14 protein-coding genes are annotated in these 19,819 nt (G+C 48.9%); 6 read left to right on the forward strand and 8 right to left on the reverse strand.

All coding sequences use genetic code 11. The features are described from left to right. Nucleotides 1-18: 18 nt before the first annotated feature. Complete coding sequence (locus tag BFC18_RS08975) at nucleotides 19-483, reverse strand: EVE domain-containing protein (RefSeq protein ID WP_070125222.1); 465 nt, start codon at nucleotides 481-483, stop codon at nucleotides 19-21. A 173-nt stretch (nucleotides 484-656) separates the two neighbouring features. On the opposite strand from BFC18_RS08975, the gene BFC18_RS08980 reads away from it, so the two are divergent. Both BFC18_RS08980 and BFC18_RS08985 read left to right on the forward strand, forming a co-directional pair. Then, nucleotides 657-1,109 (forward strand): hypothetical protein, encoded by a 453-nt coding sequence (locus BFC18_RS08980; protein ID WP_070125223.1) that lies wholly within the window; start codon nucleotides 657-659, stop codon nucleotides 1,107-1,109. Nucleotides 1,110-1,280: 171 nt separating this feature from the next. Continuing rightward, complete coding sequence (locus BFC18_RS08985) at nucleotides 1,281-3,590, forward strand: YgiQ family radical SAM protein (protein ID WP_070125224.1); 2,310 nt, start codon at nucleotides 1,281-1,283, stop codon at nucleotides 3,588-3,590. Nucleotides 3,591-3,648: 58 nt separating this feature from the next. Here the strand turns inward: BFC18_RS08985 and BFC18_RS08990 are convergent, their stop codons facing one another. From BFC18_RS08990 to BFC18_RS09000, 3 genes are read right to left on the reverse strand one after another with little or no spacing between them, the layout of a single operon-like run. Further along, entirely contained in the window at nucleotides 3,649-6,705 is a 3,057-nt protein-coding gene (locus BFC18_RS08990; protein ID WP_070125225.1) for an efflux RND transporter permease subunit, read from the reverse strand. Beyond that, nucleotides 6,702-7,799, reverse strand: a complete 1,098-nt coding sequence (locus BFC18_RS08995) for an efflux RND transporter periplasmic adaptor subunit (protein WP_070125226.1) — start codon at nucleotides 7,797-7,799, stop codon at nucleotides 6,702-6,704. Before BFC18_RS08995 ends, BFC18_RS08990 begins: the two co-directional genes overlap by 4 nt. Further along, nucleotides 7,796-8,353 carry a TetR/AcrR family transcriptional regulator gene (locus BFC18_RS09000; protein WP_070125227.1) on the reverse strand — a complete coding sequence of 186 codons (558 nt, stop codon included), beginning with the start codon at nucleotides 8,351-8,353 and terminating at the stop codon, nucleotides 7,796-7,798. Before BFC18_RS09000 ends, BFC18_RS08995 begins: the two co-directional genes overlap by 4 nt. A gap of 143 nt (nucleotides 8,354-8,496) precedes the next feature. Here BFC18_RS09000 and BFC18_RS09005 point away from each other — a divergent pair, with 143 nt between their 5' ends. Next, nucleotides 8,497-9,015, forward strand: a complete 519-nt coding sequence (locus BFC18_RS09005; RefSeq protein WP_083272988.1) for a hypothetical protein — start codon at nucleotides 8,497-8,499, stop codon at nucleotides 9,013-9,015. 106 nt (nucleotides 9,016-9,121) lie between these two features. Here BFC18_RS09005 and BFC18_RS09010 read toward each other — a convergent pair whose 3' ends face one another. The 4 genes from BFC18_RS09010 to BFC18_RS09030 form a co-directional block, all read right to left on the reverse strand. Further along, entirely contained in the window at nucleotides 9,122-11,815 is a 2,694-nt protein-coding gene (locus BFC18_RS09010; protein WP_070125228.1) for a TonB-dependent receptor, read from the reverse strand. 603 nt (nucleotides 11,816-12,418) lie between these two features. Continuing rightward, nucleotides 12,419-13,540, reverse strand: coding sequence for an L-talarate/galactarate dehydratase (locus tag BFC18_RS09020; RefSeq protein WP_070125230.1), 1,122 nt, complete (start codon nucleotides 13,538-13,540; stop codon nucleotides 12,419-12,421). A gap of 87 nt (nucleotides 13,541-13,627) precedes the next feature. Beyond that, complete coding sequence (locus BFC18_RS09025) at nucleotides 13,628-14,839, reverse strand: glycoside hydrolase family 88/105 protein (RefSeq protein ID WP_070125231.1); 1,212 nt, start codon at nucleotides 14,837-14,839, stop codon at nucleotides 13,628-13,630. 37 nt (nucleotides 14,840-14,876) lie between these two features. Beyond that, a complete protein-coding gene (locus tag BFC18_RS09030) occupies nucleotides 14,877-16,247 on the reverse strand; it encodes a glycoside hydrolase family 28 protein (RefSeq protein ID WP_245680363.1) in 1,371 nt (456 codons plus the stop codon). A 223-nt stretch (nucleotides 16,248-16,470) separates the two neighbouring features. Here BFC18_RS09030 and BFC18_RS09035 point away from each other — a divergent pair, with 223 nt between their 5' ends. From BFC18_RS09035 to BFC18_RS09045, 3 genes are all read left to right on the forward strand, one after another. Beyond that, complete coding sequence (locus tag BFC18_RS09035) at nucleotides 16,471-17,214, forward strand: FadR/GntR family transcriptional regulator (RefSeq protein ID WP_070125232.1); 744 nt, start codon at nucleotides 16,471-16,473, stop codon at nucleotides 17,212-17,214. Nucleotides 17,215-17,357: 143 nt separating this feature from the next. Further along, nucleotides 17,358-18,266 carry a 5-dehydro-4-deoxyglucarate dehydratase gene (gene kdgD / locus BFC18_RS09040; RefSeq protein ID WP_070125233.1) on the forward strand — a complete coding sequence of 303 codons (909 nt, stop codon included), beginning with the start codon at nucleotides 17,358-17,360 and terminating at the stop codon, nucleotides 18,264-18,266. A 35-nt stretch (nucleotides 18,267-18,301) separates the two neighbouring features. Further along, a complete protein-coding gene (locus BFC18_RS09045; RefSeq protein ID WP_070125234.1) occupies nucleotides 18,302-19,741 on the forward strand; it encodes an aldehyde dehydrogenase family protein in 1,440 nt (479 codons plus the stop codon). Nucleotides 19,742-19,819: the final 78 nt, after the last annotated feature.

The following is a 19,819-nucleotide window of genomic DNA, read 5'->3' on the forward strand; positions in this document are numbered from 1 at the left end:
CCGAGATTTGATTATGCCCTAGCCTTTCGCCGCCTGATACAAGGCATCCCATTCTTCAGGCTGAACCGGCATAATGGACAGTCGATGCCCTTTTTTCACCACGCCGAGTTCGGTGATTTCGGGCATGGTTTTAATTTTTGCCAATGGCAGCACACGTTTAAATTTTTCCACAAAGGTGACGTTTACGCACACCCAACGCGGATTGTCGGGCGATGCCTTGGGGTCGAAATATTTACTTTCCGGATTAAACTGGCTGGGATCGGCGTAAGCAGCCTGGGTTATTTCAGCTACACCAGCAATGCCCACGTCTTTGCAACTCGAATGATAGAAAAATAACTTGTCGCCCACTTTCACGTCGTCACGCATGAAATTACGCGCCTGATAATTGCGTACCCCGTCCCAGGGTTCTGTCTGCTCTGGCCGGGCTGCAAGATCATCAATACCGAACGTGTCAGGCTCAGATTTAAATAGCCAATAAGCCATAATTTTTTCTCTCTCGTTTTTCTTGTCGCGATGTTACCACAGAAGCGCCATCTGCGGCTAAACCCTACGTCAATTAGGCCTTTGCAAAGATTTACGCAATGCTGACAGTAGCCGGAATGTGGGTTGCTACCTTTACGGTGTGTCAATAGAGACACGACAACCGGAGCAAAGCTATGGAAATCTCATCCTTTAACAGTGCAATGCAAAGCACTTCGATTAACAACCTGACGGGTACCAATGGCATTAACCGTCAACCGCCACCTCCGCCCCCTCAGGATGAACTGTCGGAATTCATGGGGGAATCCGGAGACAGCGAAGAAGTAAAAGCGTTTATGGAAAGCATTATGGAGATGGAAGCATCCGGCGAATTCGATGCAGCCACCCTCGCTGCGTCGGCGCCAGCTTCCATGCAAGCGTTTGCCGAAAAAAACGGTGTTGATTTGGCTGAATTTTTACAGCAGAAACATGAACAGTTTCAGTCGATGAAATCGAATACCTCACAGCCTCCGATGCGTCCCGCTGAAGCCCCCGCCGATACCTACGCCAATACGGAAAAAATGGGCGCAGCAAGCAGCCAGTTGTCCGATCAGCTCACCGCGAGCATTGGCATTAACACTCAGGCATAAGCGTTTTGCCGTCGTATGCTATTCTCGCCGATGTTGCCCACCACCGACAGTGTTTGCCGCTTTTACGGCAATAGCGTGCCCAATCGCGGCACGCTTTTTTAGTTTTAACTATCCGCGCCCCCGTTGGAACTGTTATAATTCCCCTTTTTACGTCGTCATCGGTTGATTGTCATGCAAGCTACCATTAAGGCTGATCGGGGCCTTTTCTCTTATCCAAAATATTGGGCGCAATGTTACGGCACTGCGCCTTTTTTACCCATGTCCAGGGAGGAGATGGATGAGCTTGGCTGGGACAGCTGCGATGTCATACTGGTGACCGGCGATGCCTATGTGGATCACCCAAGTTTTGGCATGGCGGTCATAGGCCGGGTTTTAGAAGCCCACGGTTTCCGTGTAGGCATTATTTCTCAGCCTGATTGGACCAACAAAAACGACTTCATGAAGCTGGGCAAACCGAATCTTTATTTCGGTGTGACGGCCGGTAACATGGACTCCATGATTAACCGTTATACGGCGGATAAAAAGTTACGTCACGACGATGCGTACACACCGGGCAATGTGGGCGGCAAGCGCCCTGACCGCGCGGTAACCGTGTATTCTCAGCGCTGTCGTGAAGCCTTTAAAGGCGTGCCGGTTATTGTAGGTGGCATTGAAGCTAGCCTGCGCCGTATTGCTCACTACGACTACTGGTCGGAAAAGGTACGCCGTTCGGTGCTGTTCGACTCCAAAGCCGACATGCTGTTTTTCGGTAATGCCGAACGTCCACTGGTTGAAGTGACCCACCGTTTGGCAGCAGGTGAAGACATTGCCGACATCCGTGATGTTCGCGGCACCGCGATTATTGTGAAAGAAGCCTTACCTGAATGGCAAGGTGTGGATTCCACGTCGCTAGATCGCCCAGGCAAAATCGATCCCATTCACTCGCCCTATCAGGAATTACCTGAGTGTGACAAAGAAGATAAAACGTCTTCTGAAGCACCTGAGGCGAAACCCATTGTTATTCAGCCGGTAGAACGCAGAAAGCCGTGGGAACACGTGTATGTCAAACTGCCTGCCTATGAAGTGGTAAAGGACAACAAGGTACTTTACGCCCACACTTCGCGCATTTTGCACCAGGAAGTAAACCCGGGCTGTGCCCGCGCGTTAATGCAGCGTCACGGCGATCGCCATATTTGGATAAACCCACCGGCCATGCCGCTGGAAACCGATGAAATGGATGCGGTATTCGATTTATCGTATCAGCGTGTGCCTCACCCGGTTTACGGTGACGCTAAAATTCCGGCTTACGACATGATTCGTTTCTCGATAAATATCATGCGTGGCTGTTATGGCGGCTGTACGTTCTGTTCGATTACCGAGCACGAAGGCCGCATCATTCAGAGCCGTTCCGAAGATTCAATCATTCGTGAAATTGAAGAAATCCGCGATAAAGTCCCCGGATTTACGGGTGTGATTTCCGACCTTGGTGGCCCTACGGCAAACATGTATCGTTTGCGCTGTAAAAGCGCGAAAGCGGAAGCGACCTGTCGCCGCCCTTCCTGTGTGTACCCTTCAATTTGTGCGCACATGGATACCGATCACAAACCCACTATCGATTTATATCGTCGCGCCCGGGAATTGCCTGGCGTGAAGAAAGTGCTGATAGCCTCTGGTGTACGTTACGATTTGGCAGTGGAAGATCCGGAATACGTAAAAGAACTGGCACTGCACCACGTTGGCGGCTACCTGAAGATTGCCCCTGAGCATACTGAAGATGGCCCGCTGAGTAAGATGATGAAACCGGGCATGGGCAGCTACTATCGCTTTAAAGAGTTATTCGATAAGTACTCAGAAGAAGCCGGTAAGAAGCAGTATCTGATCCCGTATTTTATTGCGTCTCATCCGGGTACCACCGACGAAGACATGTTAAATCTGGCGATTTGGCTGAAAGAGAACCGCTTTAAGTTAGATCAGGTGCAGAACTTCTATCCGTCGCCAATGGCTACCGCCACCACCATGTATCATTCGGGTGTGAACTCGCTGCGTAAGGTGAACAAAGACAGCGAAGACGTGCCATCGGCCAAAGGTGAAATTCATCGCCGTCTGCACAAGGCGATGCTGCGTTATCATGATCCAAAAAACTTTGCGCAGATCCGCGAAGCCTTGCGCAAAATGGGCCGCGAAGACTTGATTGGTCGTGGGCCACAGCATCTGGTTCCGCCTGAAACGGCAGATGAGAAACGCCAGAAAGTGAAGAAAGGGCGTGGCGGTGAACGGGCACTGACAAAGCATACTGGCCTGCCGCCGAAAGGTTTCCGCGACAGCAAAGGAAAAGGTAAAAAGCCTTCCTCCAGCAGTAACGGAACACGGGCAAACGGCAACGGCGAAGGTCGCCAGAACCATAACGGCAACCATAACGGCAACCGCAATGGAAACAGCAACGGTAACAAGGTGACCGCTGGTGGCGGAAAACCGGGGAAATCACGTTCCCGCCAGCAGTAAAACTGCACTACAAACGTTAAGAAACGGCCGTGATGATTAACTTCATCACGGCCGTTTTTTATGCCCTTGTTTCTGCCGATTCAGACTGACTACTGAAAAACAATTCGTACAGAACAGGTACCGCCACCAGCGTCAGTAAGGTGGCAAAAGTCAGTCCCGCCATAATCGTCACCGCCATACTGGCGAAGAATGCATCCCACAGCAGCGGGATCATACCGAGTACGGTAGTTAACACGGCAAGCATAACCGGTCGCACACGACTGAGGCTTGCGCCTACGATCACCTCACGAATAGATCCGCCCTGTTTTCTGCGTAAATCGGCTTCATCCACCAGCACGATGGCATTTTTTATCAGCATACCAGACAGACTCAGCAAACCGAGCAGTGCAGTAAAGCTAAAGGGTAATCCGGTAAGAATAAGGCCCGCGCTTACGCCACAAATGGCCATGGGCACAATGAACCAAATAAGCAGCGCCTGACGAACCGCGTTAAACAGCAGCACGGTGATCAAAATCATACACAGAAAGCTTACCGGCAATTGTTGCCCCAGTGCAGCTTGTGCATCTCTGGAACTTTCGTACTCACCGCCCCACTCCAGTTCATATCCCGCGGGCATATCCAGTTCAGCAAGCGTCTGCGCCAATTGTTTGCGACCTTCTTCCGCAGTAAAGCCATCAGCAGGTTCGGCCAATACAGATAAGGTTCGCACTCGGTTTCGACGTTTAATAACGCCGTTGTGGGCTTCTACATCAAACGACTTAATCACCTGCGTGATGGGAATAAAATCTTGCTGCACCTCGCTCCAAATCAAACGGTCTTTCAGCCATTGCATACTTTGACGCTCTGACACGGGCGGACGAATAACCACGGGAATTTGTTGCTCATCTTCACGATACACACCAACGGTTTTACCCACGGTGGCGAACTCAGTCGCATCAGCGATATCAGTGCGAGACAAACCGACAATTTTGGCTTTTTGTTCATCCACAACCGGGTAAACCGTAAATTCGCGCTGACGCCAGTCCTGACGAATATCAGTGACCGATGGGGTCGAACGCATGATGTCTTCTGCTTTGGCAGCTAAATCGCGTAAGACTTCATCGTCGCTACCTTTAAAGCGTGCTTCGATTTTCGCGCCCGTTGCAGGCCCGAAGAACAACCGTTGAGTGAAAACTTCAGCCTGCGGATGCTGTTTGCGAATGTCTTCGTTTAACCGCTGCATTACAGCCGGAATTTCGTCTCTATTATGAGTACGTACAATGAGCTGACCAAACGCAGGATTGGGTAATTCCGGCGAATAAGTCAACATGAAGCGACTTGCTCCCATCCCAATAAAGCTCGATACGTTCACGACCTCGTCTTGCGCCAGTACTTGCTTTTCAATGGCGGCGATATCGGCTTCTGTTGCCCGAATATCACTGCCTTGAGGTAAAGTATAATTGATATAAAAGATAGGCGTATTCGATGGTGGGAAGAACGACTGCTTCACTAGCCCGAAGCCAACAACACTAAGCCCTGTCAGCATAACCAGCAACAGAACGGTGAATTTGGGGAACCGCAGTGCCGAGCCTAACAGGCCACGATAAAAACGGTAGCCGGTTGAGTTATACAGCTCACCATTGTCACCGTTTGTTGTTTGCTTAAAGAAATAGTGGCCTAACAGCGGCGTGACGGTAACGGCCAGAATCCAACTCAACAACAATGAAATACAAATAACGGCAAATAACGAGAACATGAAATCGCCGGTTGTATCTTGCGACAACCCAATGCCTGCGAAGGCAAGGATACCAATGACCGTCGCCGCCAGCAGTGGATACTGTGTTTGCTGCGCGGCATCTTCTGCCGCTTCCGTAGACGCCTGGCCTTTTTGCATATTCAGCAGCATGGATTCGGCAATCACGATGGCGTTATCTACCAGCATGCCCATGGCAATTATTAATGCGCCTAAGGATATCCGCTCCATTTGAATTTCAAAAATCCACATGAGAAGCACAGTGCCGAGCACCGTTAGCAACAAGGTACTGCCTACCACTACGCCTACGCGCCAGCCCATCACTAAAAGCAAAACTGCGACAACTATGGCAACAGACGCTGCAAGGTTCACCAAAAAGTCGCTAATTGCGGTATCGACCACAATATGCTGCTCGTAAATGGGCAGAATATCCACGCCCAACGGCAGCGTTTCACGAAGTTCATTCAGGTGTTCTTCTACTTCATGACCAATATCCACAATGTTTTGATCGCTTCGTCCGGCAATGGCCAGCGTGAACGCCTCTTGGCCATTGTGGCGCACTACCTGTGAGGGCCTTTCAGACTCTACCCGGTACACCCGGGCAATATCGCCAACATGCAGCTGTTCTGTGGTGCCAGGCACGCCAAATTTCAGTTTACGGATCGTTTCCTCAGAATCGTCACCGGCGGGAATGACCAAACGCACCCGACGCTCTCCCAGACGCATGCTCCCCGCATTGGCAATGGCGCTTTCGGTTTGAAAAACCTGCGCAATGCTCGACATGGAAATGCCCAGACTCGCCAGTTTTTCCTGCGACACTTCCACATAAATGGTTTCTTCCGGCACACCAGCAAGCTGGGCCTGCGTGACACCAGGCACAGTCAGAATTTCTCTGCGCAATCGCGTTGCCAATTGCTGCTTCTCGCGGTTGCTGTAGCCTTCAGCCACCACCGCATAGAACATGCCGTACACATCACCGAAGTCGTCGTTCACCACCGGCGAGTTAGCGCCCGAAGGCAACCGCATGGCAGCAGCACTGACTTTACGGCGCAATTCGTCCCAGGCTTGCGGCAAGTTGTCAGAGTTAAAATCGTCGCGGATTTCTACCGTTATCTGAGATTGGCCGGGCAACGAGCGCGACGTAATATCGCCCAGCGTCGCCAACTGCTGAATCGTTGATTCCAGCGGTTCTGTCACCTCCTGTTCAACTTCCTCTGCGGTGGCCCCGGGGTAGTTTGTGGTAACAATGGCGGTTTTCACCGCAAATGCCGGATCTTCCAGTTTGCCAATATTAATCACGCCAAGTACACCGCCAACCAGGCAGATGACCATCAGCAACCAGACGGTTACGGGGTTGTTTATTGAGTAGGTGGCAATTCTCATAGCGCGTTGTTCCGGTTAGTAAACTTACGCACCGACATACCGTCTTTCAAACTGCCAACACCCGCTGCTACCAGTTTGGTTTGCGGCTGAAGGCCACTGACGATTTGCACCTGATCATCACGCATGATGCCCACTTCAACAGGTTGGTAATGAACAGTGTCATTTTCTATTAGCCAAACCGCAAAAGGCGCATTCCCCGAAGAATCGACTGCCGACAATGGTACCCAGAAACCTGCTGGCCCAACCGGATTGGCAACCACAATACGTGCGGTGAGTGCCATACCCGGCAGTAAATCCATGGAGTCCAGTCGAGGGAGTTTAAATGTCACCTGATAGGTTTGGGTGGCGGCATTGATTTCCGTTTTGTGTTCCAGGTAACTTAAAGAAACTGGCTTGCCGTTTTCATTGGTGATCAGCTCGCCGTTCTCATCTTCGAGGAAAGCCTGGTATACCGGGTTTTCTTCAACGGCATAACGCATCAATTGTTCCGGTACATTCACATGAACCCGCAAATAATTAATATTCTGTACCCGCAACACCGACTGGTTAGGCTGCACATAGGAAAACTTCTCAACCAGACGATTGGTGATCAACGCATCAAAAGGGGCATGTAACTCGGTGTACTCGATGTTCAATCGGGCATTTTCCACCGCCAACTCGGCATTTTCATAGGCGGTTTCCAGCCCATCAAAATCGCTCTGACTAATATATTTGTCTTGCTGCAGTTGCTTGCCACGCTCAAAATCAGACTTTGCCTTGCGGAAGCTGGCTTCAGCCTGTTTAAGCGATAATTCGTAATCCTGCGGTTCCAGTGCGGCCAGCAAATCTCCTTTCGGGATCACAACGCCCTGACGCTCAGCCAAGCGGTTGATGCGGCCAGCAACCTGAAAAGATAAATCAACCGTGCTCAATGCATCTACCCGGGCAACAAAATGGCGTACAACGGTTTGATCGTTTGCACTTACTGTAAATGTTTGCACCAGGGGTGGCTGCTTTTGCTGCTCGCCTTGCTTATCATCGCTGCAAGCGCTTAGCGCAACAAGTGCTGTAAGCATCACTGCCATTAAACGATTAATGCTGATCCGGTTTTTCATTGTTTTGCTTCCTCTAAGGCAACCGCTTTTGCTATCAGTTTTTGACGAATGGCATTTCGCTCTGTTTCATCAAACGGACTGATTTCCATTAATTCTTGAAAGCTTAGACCATCTGCTGCCAGCCAAAGTAAGGTGCTCTCATCAATGGCATCCTGGCTTTCAATTTCTTGTTTCTTACACTTCATCAGTTCCTGCATGGGTTTTAGCAGTTCTGGATTTTCTACCGCAGCAACCAGCAGAATTTTTGCCTGATACATGGCAATTTTTTCGTGATGGAGCTGCCTGCTACGCAATAATGTGGTGATGGCTAACCCGTCATCATGCTGTTGCTGTGTTTCTTCAGTGTCTGTCATCAACAGTGAAATCATAGCTTCGACCATGCCCGCTAAAAGCGCATCTTTATTTTTAAAATGATGCATCAAGCCACCTTTGCTCATACCACACTGCTTAGCCACGTTATCTAACGTCAGTTGTTTCGGGCCTCGCTCTAAAGCAATTTGTGTTGCAGCATCGAGAATTCGCTTTCTTGATGAATCTGATTTTGATTGCGACATGCGCACTCCACTAAAATTACAAACCAACCGGTCGGTTTTTAGATTAAATTGCTGCCGCTGTCAAATAGAGATCTGCATTTAACGGTACCGATCAGTAAATTTGAGATTACAAACAGGTGTAATTCACAAATCAGGGCGGATTCGTGTATTCTTGCTGTTTACTGTTTTACCTGAATTTCTTCGCGGCTATGATTGCAACCACGCAACGGCAATTAGTTAATATAGACATTCTGCTCTCAGACATCGAAATGCTTGAGCATGATGCCTATGCCTCACCTGAGCACATTCGGCTTTTAAGTAGTCTTGAGAAAGCACTGGCTGTGTTAAACGAAAAAGCGGAATACGAAACCGTTGCCTCTTTTCACAACGCGGTGAAAAGCGCCGGGCTAGAACACACGTTTAAAGACAAAATTCTGATCGGTATTTATCAGCGTTTAATTAGCTATGTGCTGGAATACTGGGATGCGCAAACCAAAATTCACGGCATTCTGGATGATTATTTTGATACCCATTCTGAGAAGCGCTTACATTTACTGCAAACCAAATCTACCCGGGCAAAAACACAGTTCAAAACGGTGGCAATGGCCATGGGACAAAAAGACTACGAGCACTTTATTGCGTTACTGGGTTTGCATCATGAAGACTGGGTATGGCGGCGTTAAGCGCGGGAAAAGCGTGAGACTGACCACTTCATTGGTAACCAACGAAAAAACCCGGTGCACCGTGAAAAACGTATTGCCACCGGGTTGCCAAAAACTTATCCGTTAATTACAGCGTGTATCTTGCGCCTAAGAAGAACTGTCGGCCTGTGTGATTGTATTCACGCATGAGATTCAGCGAACCGTCACCAGTTGTGAATAAACGCTCATATTCATCGGTCAGGTTAATAACCTCAAAGGTTAACGTCAGTTCATCATTCACGTTATAGAATGAAGAGAAATCTACCTGGGTTGGGCCCGTGGTACCATGCTCCGCATTACCGTTGCTGCCGGTGAAGTCGGTCAGATAATCATCGCGCTTGTTCACTGATACACGTGCACCATAGACGTCTGTCTCGTAGTAAAGCGTAAAGTTATAAGACGTTTCACTCATCCCTTCTACGTTATCCGCATTCACATGGGTGTAGTTTGAAACCACCCCCATATTTTTCAGTAGGCCAGGCAGGAAATTAAATGGCTGCTGGTAAATTAACTCGAAACCACTGATGCTGCGATCTTCCGCGTTAATTGGGCTACTGTGCTCGTACGGAATAGTACGAGGGTCTAGCGCGATGACCGGGTCGAACTGCGGGTCGTTATCGATAAATCCATAATAGGCGCTATCAACCAGACGCTCTTCTGATGAGCGAACAATCCAGTTCTCGATATCTTTATAGAACACAGTTGCTGCGAACAGCGCTTCGTCATCGAAGTACCATTCCACACCAAAGTCTACGTTGCTTGACGTGAACGGGTCGAGGAATGGGTTACCTACGCTTACTGAACCGTTAGTGTAATCGAATGAAGGATTACCTGGGTTCAGCGAGTTCAGGCCTGGTCTGGTCATTGACTGAGTAAGACCAAGACGAACAATCAGCTCATCATTCACTTCCAGCGCCAGGTTAACGGCTGGCAGGAAGTTATTGTACTCGTTTTCAATTTCTACCGTTTCGCCCTGAATGAAGCCTTCGGAAGTCGTGGTTGTTTTCACATAGCGAACACCATAATTGGTGCGCAGGTACATATCAGCGATGTCGTAGCCAGCGTTCATTTCAACATAAGCGGCGGTGGTCTGTTCTCCCACCTGCCAGCTTTGCGCAGTACGTGGCGACCAGTTAACAGTGAGCAATTGGTCGCTGATTGCGCCAAAGTCGGCAACCAGGAACGGCTCAAGCGGGCCATCGAAACCACTGCCGTAGTCATCAACAGGCATCATGTGAGCAAAGCCAACGGCTGAGTCTTGATCAGGGAAACCATTAATTTGTTCTTCGCTGTAAGACACAACTCGGTCGTTATAGGCCAAGCCGGCTTTAACGGTTACGTCGTCAGCAAGGAAAGTTGCATCAAGTTTAACGGTGTCGTTTTCACGCAGTACATCTGTAGCACGTAAACGTCCGTCGCTTAAGTTGTAGTTTGCCGGGTCGTTGATATCGTAACCGTAGGTGACGGTTGGCGCATTCGCATTGTTGCTGAAGTCGAAACCAAAACTGGTGTCTTCAAGCAGAGTCATGTTGTAACGATACTGTTCTGAGCGAGCGTCCGACTCAGCCGTACCTGCCATCATATCCAATTGAATGTTATCGCTCACAAACCATTTACCAGACAATACAAACTGGCTGAACTCGGTGGATGATTCTTGCAGACGGCTTTCTATACGAGAGCGGATGCCGTCGTAGCTTCCGGCTACCACTTGTTGTCCATTTGGATGTACAGTAATCGCGGTTGGAGTAATTTCACTGAAGGTACTACGGAACATGTGGAAGAAGTTATACATTGTCCGCGTGTTTTCCAGTTTGGAAACCAAGCCATCGAGGGTAAGCGTTAGATCATCGTTTGGTGCCCACTGCAGTGAGCCCGTGAAACCTGTACGCTCTTGATCGTTACCGAAATAATCCGGGCGCGGAAGACGTGGCGTCCATAAACAGTTTACGGGATCAACCGCCTCATCATTATATTGACAATCGCCCACATCCGGTGAGCCTGTCACTACGGTATTAGAGGTGTCTGCAAAAATACCGCCGCCATCGCGAACCGGTGTGGTCCAGCGCACAGTACCGTAACCTTCCTGTCTCACTGTTCGCTCAGAAAATGCAGCTGAAAACAGCACGCCCACTTTATCGTCTGCAAAGCGATTGCTCACCATAAATGCAGCACGAGGGTCAACTTCATCAGCAATATTGTTGTAGCCACCTTGCAGCGACGACACAAACTTGAAGCCATCGTAATCAAACGGTTTCGCAGAATACATATCTACTGTACCTGCAATACCGCCCTCTTCCATGGAAGCAGTGGGAGACTTTTGGATGTCTACTCGGTTAAACAATTCAGATGCGAAGATATTAAAGTCGAAGCCACGACCGCCATTAACACCACCACCGGAATCGGTACCGTCTGTACTTGCAGGTACTTCCATGCCATTTAATGTGGTGCGGGTAAATGATGGGCTCAGGCCACGTAAGGTGATTTGGCGACCTTCCCCTCCTTCACGGGAAATAGCAACACCGGGAACACGTTGCAGAGACTCGGCAATGTTCAGATCAGGAAATTTACCAATATCCTGAGCAACGATAGATTCTTTACTGTTAACCGACGTGCGCTTTTCCATCAGAGATTTGTTCAGTGAGCCTCTGAAGCCGGAAACCTCTATCACTTCCATATCATCTGCACCAGTGGTCTGGTTTTCTGACACCTCTTGGGCGTGAAGTTGAGCGCCGGAAAGCGCGAGTGTTACAAGTGCTGCGAGTTGCTTTTTCTTAGGGTACATTGTTGTTTCTCCGTTTTTATCCGGAAAAGCCTGTTTGTAGAAGGTCGGAGATATGTCAATTTGATATCTTCTTCTCACCTTGTGCTTTTCCAAGGTTCTGACGTCGCTTCTCTGGCTACTGATTAACGATAAAGGGCGTACGTTAACCAGCTGCTATGTTAAAAAGCGATTCAGTAGGCTGTGCTTCGCCTGTTTATTATTACTCTGACCAGCGACCTATTTATCGCCGGCACTTTTCAGAACATGCTTCGTTGTTACAGCTTGCTGATGAAGTAACAAATCACACCTTCTTCAACGCCAACCACTACAAACATTTAGTTAACATTGAGTTTACACATTACCCAAAATGTCCATCGGTGGCAAACAATTTTTTCGTTATTTTAACAATTAAATTAAGGAAAAAATTAAGCGAACTCGGGGTGTAAAAATCCCTACCCAGGCCGCAAACGGCAGGTATTCCGTGAATTCACTGTTTTATTATTGGCGGCGAGTCTTATCGTTTGAATGTGGTTAAAGCACATTCAAAACGAAAAACTGCCACCGGTAGCAAAGCTAACTAAATTTATTTAGTCAGTACCACATATCAGCGTGGAGATTTCGCCATTAAGGCCGTCCAACGGATGCTGACTCTCGGGTAAGCTGGCGCATCTTAGGCGTTAGGCTGAAGCCCAATCCCGGACGATCTGGCACCCACATACGGCCATCGCGAATTTCTGGTTGTTCTTCAAATAGAGGAGACAGCCATTCAAAATGCTCAACCCATGGCTCTGTTGGGTACGCCGCTGCTAAATGTAAGTGAATTTCCATGGCGAAGTGCGGTGCGAGTGCCAGTCCAGCATGATTTGCCAGAGTCGCGAAGCGTAAGAAAGGCGTGATACCACCAATGCGAGGGGCATCTGGTTGCACAATACCTTGATAGCCGGCATTGACCAGCGCCATATGTTCGCTAACGGACGTCAGCATTTCGCCGGTGGCGATAGGCGTGTCGAATGTGGTCGACAACTGCGCATGGCCCACGGCATCCCAGGCATCTAGCGGCTCTTCGATCCATACCAGATCAAACTGTTCCAGCTCGCGGCACATTCTTTTTGCCCGGGCTCTGTCCCACTGTTGATTGGCATCAACCATTAAAGGCACGTCTCCGAGGTGCTCACGAATGGCAGCAACCCGCTTTAAATCGAGTCGCCAATCTGGTTGCCCGACTTTAATTTTAATGGCACCAATACCGGCTTCTAATGATGCCGTGGATTTGTCTTTAATTTCATCCACTGAGGCTTGTAAGAAACCACCTGAAGTATTGTAAACGCGACAAGAATCACGGTGTGCGCCAAGTAGCTTTGCCAGCGGCAGCCCTGCCCTGCGGGCTTTCAGGTCCCACAGTGCAACATCCAGTGCTGCAATGGCTTGCGTTGCAACACCTGAACGGCCAACGGACGCACCGGCCCATAACAACGTATCGTAAATTTTGGCGATATCAGAAGGGTCTTGACCGATAGCGACTTCAGCAATTTCTTTAAGATGACGAAACTGGGCAGGTCCACCCGCGCGCTTCGAATAGCTGAATCCCATGCCGCGGAAACCATCTTCAGTCAGCACTTCCACAAACAACATCACCATTTCGCTCAGTGGCTTTTGTTTGCCGGTAAGTACCTTGGCATCGCTCACCGGGTTATCAATAGGTAACACTACATGTGACAAATTAATATGTCGTATTGCATCTGGCATGATTGCATTCCTTTAAGTCTTGGTTTTAACGAGCACTCGCAAGGCGCAGTCTCTGTTGAATACAGGCTTACTGCGTTGCGGCACCGGTTACTTCTGTTTCAATTTAATCAGTTCGATACCCGCCAAAATGTACGGGCCAATACCGTGGGCGTCATCGGTCACTTTTGCTTCATTGACGTAATACTCAAAACTGCCTGAACGATAAGGGTTCCCGCCCAGTCCTGCGCTGCCGCAAATATTGGTAAGATGCACTTGGCCGGTGTCGCTATCTGTAACGATGAGTTCTTCAGTCAGACCATCGAACGCCTTTTGCGCAATAGATGTCCAATCTTTGGTGAGATACCCAAGCCGTACGCCCTTCGCGATGGCATAGGCGAACATGGCGGTACCAGAGGCTTCTTCATAGTTGCCTTCCCGACCCACCTGATCGGTCACTTGTAACCAGATACCCGATGCTTGTTGCCAAGGTTTAAGGGCGTTCATCAGTTGCTTGAAACTATCGAGTAATTGTTGTCTTTTACCGTGATCAGCAGGCATCACTTCCAGTGTGTCTACCAGCGCCATGGCATACCATCCCATGGCTCGGGACCAGAATTGCTGTGACAACCCGGTTTCCTGATCGGCCCACTGTTGCAGGCGACTTTCGTCCCAGCCATGAAACAACAAGCCGGTTTTTTCATCTCTGGTTTTGCTTTCGATTAAGGTGAACTGCAACGCGATATCATCAAACACAGCACTGTCTTCGCCGAAAGTGTGGGCGTATTGAGCAAGGTATGCACTGCCCATGTACAGTCCGTCTAGCCACATTTGCCAGGGGTAAATGCGCTTGTGCCAAAATCCACCTTCGCGGGTTCGCGGCTGCCAATCGAGTTGCTGACGCAATTGCTGCATGGCTTTTAAATAGCGGGGATCTTGCGTTTGCTCGTAGAACATAAACAGCAATTTACCGGCATTGATATCATCGATATTAAATTCGTAAATCACGTAGTCTTTAATATTGCCATTCTCGTCAATGAGCGAGTCTACCCAGGTTTTGGCATAATTGAGGTAGGCCTCATTTCCGGTTTCCTGATACAAACGCTGAAAGCCGAGTAACACCAAACCATAGGTATAAGACCAATCTGGCTCTGTTAGCCCTTTGTGTGGGCGCATCGCCCAAGCCTCAGGACTACGCGCCATGGTGGTATTGGCGACTTTTTCTATCCACGTCAATTCGTCTGCAGTACTGTGTATTGCCACGCATGCCGTTAAAAGTGATGTGCAGGTGAGCGTAGTAATGATTTTTCTAAATAATTTCATTTTTGCGTCCAACAATTTTTATCTGGTTACCGTAACTTCACTTGTGCCAGTCGAGAGCGCCGTTAATGCGCTGGCCATTCACACTGACGTTGTCGAAAACCAGGTTTTTCACATTTTCCAATGTCATCTGATGTTCTGCCTTGGTCACCGTTACGTTTCGAAACACTAGGTCTTCAACGGGAATTTCATCGGGCCCGTGAACTTCCAAAAACATCCCTGCTTTTTCCACCGTCACATTGTCGAACACGATATCGCGGTATCTGGAAGGGTGTTTACCGTCTAACTCGCCGGGATAATTCAGTTGAAACCAGAACAGGCTGTCGAAGGCTTCAACCTGAAGATCGCTCACCCGAATGTGTTCCACTACACCGCCCCTATCCATATTGGCTTTAAAGCGCACCGCAGACACACCTGAACGAAGGATATTATTGGTAAACCAGACATACCGAATGTCACCCGACATCTCACTACCTAGTGCAATGCCGTCTTCACCGCCCATATCATTATTGCGCACCACAATGTACTCAGAGGGCACACCCACGTCTCTGCCATCACGGTCTCTTCCCGACTTAACCACTATAGAATCATCGCCAGTCCGAAATACATTACCTTCAATTAATACCCACGAACTTGAATCTACATCCACGCCATCATTGTTCGCGTGATGACTGTTCACCTTAAGATCACGCACGGTGGCATGGGTGGTGTACACCAAATGATTAACCCAGAATGGGGAGTTGTGGGTTTCATACCCTTCGAGCAGTACGCGCTCTGCACCGATTATCTGAATAAGACTGGGGCGTAAGAGGTGCCCTTCACCAAACTGACGTTGCGAAACCGGCACACCGTTAATGCCCATTTTTCTTAATGCCAGTTGGTCTGGCTTTTCTTGCGGGTGCCAGGAGAAAAATTCACTGTTCTCGTTGCCGTCGATAATGCCTGTACCGGTAATCGCAATATCATGAACATTGTGAGCATAGATAAATGGCGAGTAGCCGAACATTTCTGTTCCTTCCCAGCGCGTTTTTACCACTGGCAGGTAATGTTCGGGTTTGGCGCTAAAGAGCAGATGGGCGCCTTCACTAATATGCAGATCAATATTACTTTTTAAGTGTAGAGGTCCATTCACCAACCACTTTCCTTGCGGCACAATAACCCGGCCGCCACCGGCATCAGCAGCGTCGTTGATTGCTTTGATGACTGCATCACGAATGTCGATAGGCGCTTTGGCCATATCGTGGTTAATGTAATCACTTACATTAAAATCGTTAGCGGGAATTTGTGGTGCTTTTATTTCTCTAACAATACTCTCTACCGACGGCATAACGTCACTATCAGCCATTGCCTGAAAACCACAGCCTAGCACTGCCAAACTAAAAAAGAGCCGTGTTACCTTTTTCATTCCCATGAAGAATCCTTTTTGATTACCAAGTTGACCTTGCATGACAAACGCTTACTAACCGCCTGTAAGTGGCATGGGCGAATTCACTGCTTAGCCTTCTCTTGCGATACAATTGCTTTATACTGGTGCCTGAATATCGGCAAAAAATACAATGTACAAGCGCCAGGTTGTATGTCATCGTACAACTATGTTAACAAAAGTTTAAAGTTAAGCAACAAATTATTCGCTTATGATTTCGTCTTCAAAAAAACGCACCACCAGTCTGACTCAGGAATTAGTCGACCAACTAACCGCCCTCATAGCCCAGGGTTCACTGAAGCCAGGCGATAAATTGCCTACGGAATCTTCTTTAATGAAGCAATACGGTGTGAGTCGTACTGTCGTTAGAGAAGCTATCTCCCGTTTACAAGCTGCAGGTTTAGCTGAAACCCGTCACGGCGTAGGCACCTTCATTTTAGCGAGTTCCAGCGGCGCCCCACTCATTCTGGATGCAGCAGAATTAAACACATTAGAAGACGTTATTGAGATACTCGAACTGCGCATAAGCCTTGAGGTAGAAAGTGCGGCATTAGCGGCAGAAAGGCGTACTGAAGCGCAACTCGCAGAGCTCAAAGCAACGCTGGACGCCCTGACAGCACTGGATCCGAGGGAGGATGAAGGTTCCAAACTGGACTTCAGATTCCATTCTCAAATCGCGAAAGCGTCAGGCAATCGTTACTTTATTGATATTTTGAATCAGTTCGGCAATGTGATCATTCCCCGCAACCGGATCAAAGGCACAGCGATTTCTGAAGCTAATCAACAGGCCTATCTCAACCGGGTAAATATGGAGCATGAGGACATTTACCTCGCCATCGCCAGACAAGATTCGTCGTCGGCTCGGGCGGCAATGAGAATGCATTTGACCAACAGTAAAGAACGCCACCGCACCCTTTACATGGCTGCACAAGCCAGTGAAAAACGCCCGCATTAATCATTCGCCAGCTTAGTAAAACAAGCTGGCCACCCTCGCAAAACATCAAACACTTTACATACAATTAACTTTTAATCTTGACTCTCCTTATTTTTGAGTTGTACGATGTCCTACAACTTAAATCAAAAAAATTGGAGTTTCCCATGTCCCCTGACGCACTCAAACAAACCATAGGATCAGGCTTACTGTCATTCCCAGTGACGGATTTTAACAATGATGGCAGTTTCAATGCAGACAGTTATTCGAGCCGACTTGAATGGCTCGCGCCGTTTGGTGCCAGCGCATTGTTTGCAGCCGGTGGAACCGGTGAATTTTTCTCTCTCGACTTTAATGATTACAGTCAGGTAGTAAAAACGGCGGTAGACACCTGTCGAGGCGAAGTCCCCATTATTGCTGGTGCTGGCGGTTCCCTGCCCTGTGCCATTGCTCAGGCACAGGAAGCACAGCGTGTTGGCGCTCAGGGCATTTTATTGCTTCCGCACTATCTCACTGAAGCGAGCCAGCAAGGTCTTATCAACTATGTCAGTAGCGTTTGTGATGCTATCGACATCGGCGTTATTGTTTACAACCGTAATGTGTGTCAGCTCACCGCCACCAGTTTGGAAATACTGGCTGAGCGCTGCCCTAACCTTATCGGATTTAAAGACGGCCTTGGTCAAATAGAGCCCATGGTTACCATTCGTCGACGCCTTGGTGATCGCCTGTCGTATTTGGGTGGCCTGCCAACGGCTGAAGTCTATGCGGCCGCCTATAAAGCCATTGGCGTACCGGTTTATTCCTCTGCAGTATTTAATTTTATTCCCGCAACTGCCATGAAGTTTTATAACGCATTGGCCAGTGGTGATACCGCCACTACCGAACATTTAATCGATACCTTCTTCCTTCCACTGCTCGAAATCAGAAATCAGTGCCCGGGATACGCCGTGAGTATTGTTAAAGCCGGTGCGAAAATCATCGGTCGCGACGCTGGCCCGGTAAGAGCCCCACTTACCGACTTGAAAAACGATGAAATGGACAAGCTCGCTGCACTTATCGATAAACTGGAAGCATAAATTCTCACTGATAACAGATTATAACGGAGCGTCAAATGGACGATTACAAAAAGCATTTTATCAACGGCAGCTGGGTTGAAAGTACTTCCACTAGCGAAAATATAAACCCATCCGATCTTAGCGACATTATCGGCAACTATGCTAGCGGCGATGAGCATACTATTAATCAGGCTGTCGAAGCGGCAAAACAGGCCTTTCCTTCATGGTCACAAAGTAATATTCAGGCACGTTCAAATGCACTGGATTTCATCGGCAATGAAATTCTCACCCGGGCCTCAGAGCTCGGCGAACTACTAGCCAGAGAAGAAGGGAAAACCCTTGGCGAAGCCACCGGAGAAGTGAACCGGGCTGGTCAGATATTTAAATTTTTCGCTGGCGAGTGTTTGCGTCTGAGTGGTGAAATATTGCCTTCGGTACGCCCCGCCATAGATATCAACGTGACCCGGGAACCGCTTGGTGTGGTGGGCCTCATCACGCCATGGAATTTTCCCATCGCCATTCCGGCATGGAAAGTTGCGCCCGCATTAGCCTACGGCAACTGTGTGGTACTGAAACCGGCTGAGCTGGTTTCAGGCAGTGCCTGGGCGCTGGCAGAAATCATTTCCCGTTCAGGCATACCTGATGGCGTGTTTAATATGGTAATGGGTAAAGGCAGCGTATTGGGTAACGCACTGGTAGAGCACCCCGATGTGGCCGCAATTAGTTTTACCGGCAGTGTAAAAACCGGCCGCCATATTGCGTCGCGATGCGTTGCTCGTCAGGCGAAAGTGCAACTTGAGATGGGCGGCAAGAACCCGCAAATTATTCTCGACGATGCCGATTTAGACAAAGCGGTTGAGCTCTCAGTACAAAGCGCCTATTACTCCACTGGTCAACGTTGTACGGCCTCAAGCCGCCTTATCGTTACCGATAAAATTTATCCTCAGTTCATTGAAAAAATGCAACAGCGATTAAGTAAGATTCGAGTCGGTCATGCATTAGACAGCGCAACGGATATCGGACCTGTGGTTTCTCAGAGTCAGTTAGATCAGAACCAGTCTTATCTAAAAATAGCTCAGGATGAGGGAGCGACGCTGGCACTTGGCGGTGAGTTATTGAAACGAGAGTCCGATGGCTATTTTATGGCGCCGGCGTTATTCACCGACACCACATCAGAAATGCGGATAAATCGCGAAGAGGTGTTTGGGCCAGTAGCCAGTGTATTACGGGCGTCAGACTATGAACACGCCTTGGCACTAGCCAACGACACAGAGTTTGGCTTATCTGCCGGTATTGCTACCCAGTCATTAAAATATGCCCGTCATTTTCAACGTAACGCACGCGCAGGCATGGTGATGGTAAACCTGCCTACGGCAGGGGTGGATTATCATGTGCCGTTTGGCGGCTGCAAGTCCTCATCTTACGGTTCCCGTGAACAAGGTAAATATGCGCAGGAATTCTATACCACAGTGAAAACCAGTTATCTGGGATTGTAAGTCACTGCATGTAACACGGGTACAGCAAGCCGTTTTGCAGTACCCGTGTTGTCCGGTAAGATGCTGTTGCCCGGTATT

It is taken from the genome of Alteromonas confluentis, from assembly GCF_001757105.1.
In the GTDB taxonomy this organism is placed as follows: Bacteria; Pseudomonadota; Gammaproteobacteria; order Enterobacterales; family Alteromonadaceae; genus Alteromonas; species Alteromonas confluentis.